General features: G+C 74.1%; 2 protein-coding genes. One reads left to right on the top strand and one right to left on the bottom strand.

Annotation, left to right across the window (positions count from 1 at the left end; all coding sequences use genetic code 11):
• Window positions 1–32: 32 nt before the first annotated feature.
• Complete coding sequence (locus GA0115259_RS35455) at window positions 33–947, top strand: LysR family transcriptional regulator (RefSeq protein WP_093604481.1); 915 nt, start codon at window positions 33–35, stop codon at window positions 945–947.
• Between the two features lie 122 nt (window positions 948–1,069).
• On the opposite strand, the gene GA0115259_RS35450 is transcribed toward GA0115259_RS35455, so the two are convergent.
• A partial coding sequence (locus tag GA0115259_RS35450; protein WP_256098287.1) for an FGGY-family carbohydrate kinase occupies window positions 1,070–1,846 on the bottom strand: 777 nt, incomplete at its 5' end.

Below are 1,846 nucleotides of genomic sequence, written 5' to 3'. Positions count from 1 at the left end.
CCGGGGCCGGTCCCACCTGGCAGGATGGCACGGTGATTGATGCACGGCGGCTGCGGATACTGCGGGCCGTGGCGGACCACCGTACGGTTACCGCTGCGGCTGCCGCGCTGTATCTGACTCCCTCGGCCGTCTCCCAGCAGCTCGCCGTGCTGGAGCAGGAGACCGGGCACGCGCTGCTGACCCGCAGCGGCAGGGGCGTACGGCTGACGGCGGCCGGTGAGATTCTGCTCGGTCATGCGCACGCGGTGCTCGCTCAGCTCGAACGGGCCGAGGCGGAGCTGGCGGCGTACGCGGGCGGCTCGGCAGGTGAGGTGACGGTCGTGGCGTTCGCCACCGGTATCGCGGAGGTACTGGCTCCCGCCCTTCAGCTCCTGGCCGGACCGTATCCGGACATCCGGGTGCGCGTACGGGACGCCGAGGGCGACGAGAGCCTGCCCATGGTGCTGGACGGACAGGCGGATCTTGCGGTCGCGGTCGAGTACCGCGGCGCTCCGCGCGAGGACGATCTGCGGCTCTCCCGGGTGCCGCTGTATGCCGAGCCGTTCGACGCGGTCCTGCCCGCCGCGCACCCTCTCGCCCTGAGCGCCGAGGTCTCGCTCGCCTCGCTCGCCGACAGCGAGTGGATCGGTCCCTATCCCGGCAACCCTTGCCATGACGTCATACAGCTCGCCTGCGAACTGGCCGGCTTCGAGCCGCGTCTCGCGCACTCCTCGGACGACTTCCGCGCGGTCGTCGCGCTCGCCGGAGCGGGCGCCGGGGTGGCGCTGGTCCCGCGTTCGGCGCTGCGCGGGATGGAGCTGAAGGGCACGGTCGTACGTCCCGTGTCCGGCCCGGCCGCGACCCGCAGAGTCTTCGCAGCCGTACGCCGTGGCGCGGAGGACCATCCGCTGATCCGCCCGGTCCTGGACGCCCTGGCCCAGGCCGCAGCCGCCCTGCCCACCGGCTGACCGGCCCGTACAGGACCCACTGCCGTGACGGGAGTCTCACGACCTGCGCTCCGTCCTGCCCGGGAAGACACGGAAGGCCCCCTCCGCCTCCGCCCGTACGCCCCCGCCACGCGCACCCGCTCCTACGACAGCAGGCTCGGCGCCGCCCGGTCCAGGACCGACCCCACGCGCTCCCAGGTCTCCATGTCCCGCTCCACCGGCGGCAGTTCCTCGCCCTCGCCGGTCTGCCAGGACGCCGCGATCGCCACCGCGTCCTCACCCGTCGCCGCGCCCGCGGCCAGCGCCGCCGCTCCCAGGGCGACCAGTTCGCCGCTGGCCGGGACGATCAACTGGCGGCCGGAGAGCCTCCGTACCGTGTCCACCCACATACGGCCCTGCGCGCCGCCGCCGACCAGCCGCAGCGGACGTGCCGCGACCTCCGGATCGGCCGGATCGAGGCCACAGGCGCGCAGCACTTCGTCCAGCGCGCGCAGGACCGTCACGATCGCGCCCTCATAGGCGGCGCCCAGCAGCTGCTGCGGAGTGGTGTCATGGCGCAGCCCGGTGAGCAGCCCCGAGGCGGCGGGCAGATCGGGCGTGCGCTCGCCGTCCAGATACGGCAGCAGGACGGCCTCGCCGCCCGGCACCGCGTCCTCGCGGTCCAGCCTGAGCAGCGCCGCCACCTTGTCCACGGCGAGCGTGCAGTTGAGCGTGCAGGCCAGCGGCAGATACGTACCGTCCGCCGCGGCGAATCCCGCGAGCGCGGGCGAGTCGGGACGGGTACGGGTGGCGGCGAACACCGTGCCCGAGGTGCCGAGGCTCAGCACCGGATGATCCAGCAGCCCGCCGCCGCCGAAGCCCAGACCGATGGCCGCGCTCATGTTGTCGCCGGTGCCCGCCGCGACGGCGATGCCCGCGGG

It is taken from the genome of Streptomyces sp. MnatMP-M17, from assembly GCF_900091995.1.
Taxonomy (GTDB): domain Bacteria; phylum Actinomycetota; class Actinomycetes; order Streptomycetales; family Streptomycetaceae; genus Streptomyces.
This window is presented reverse-complemented; position numbering and strand designations above follow the sequence as displayed.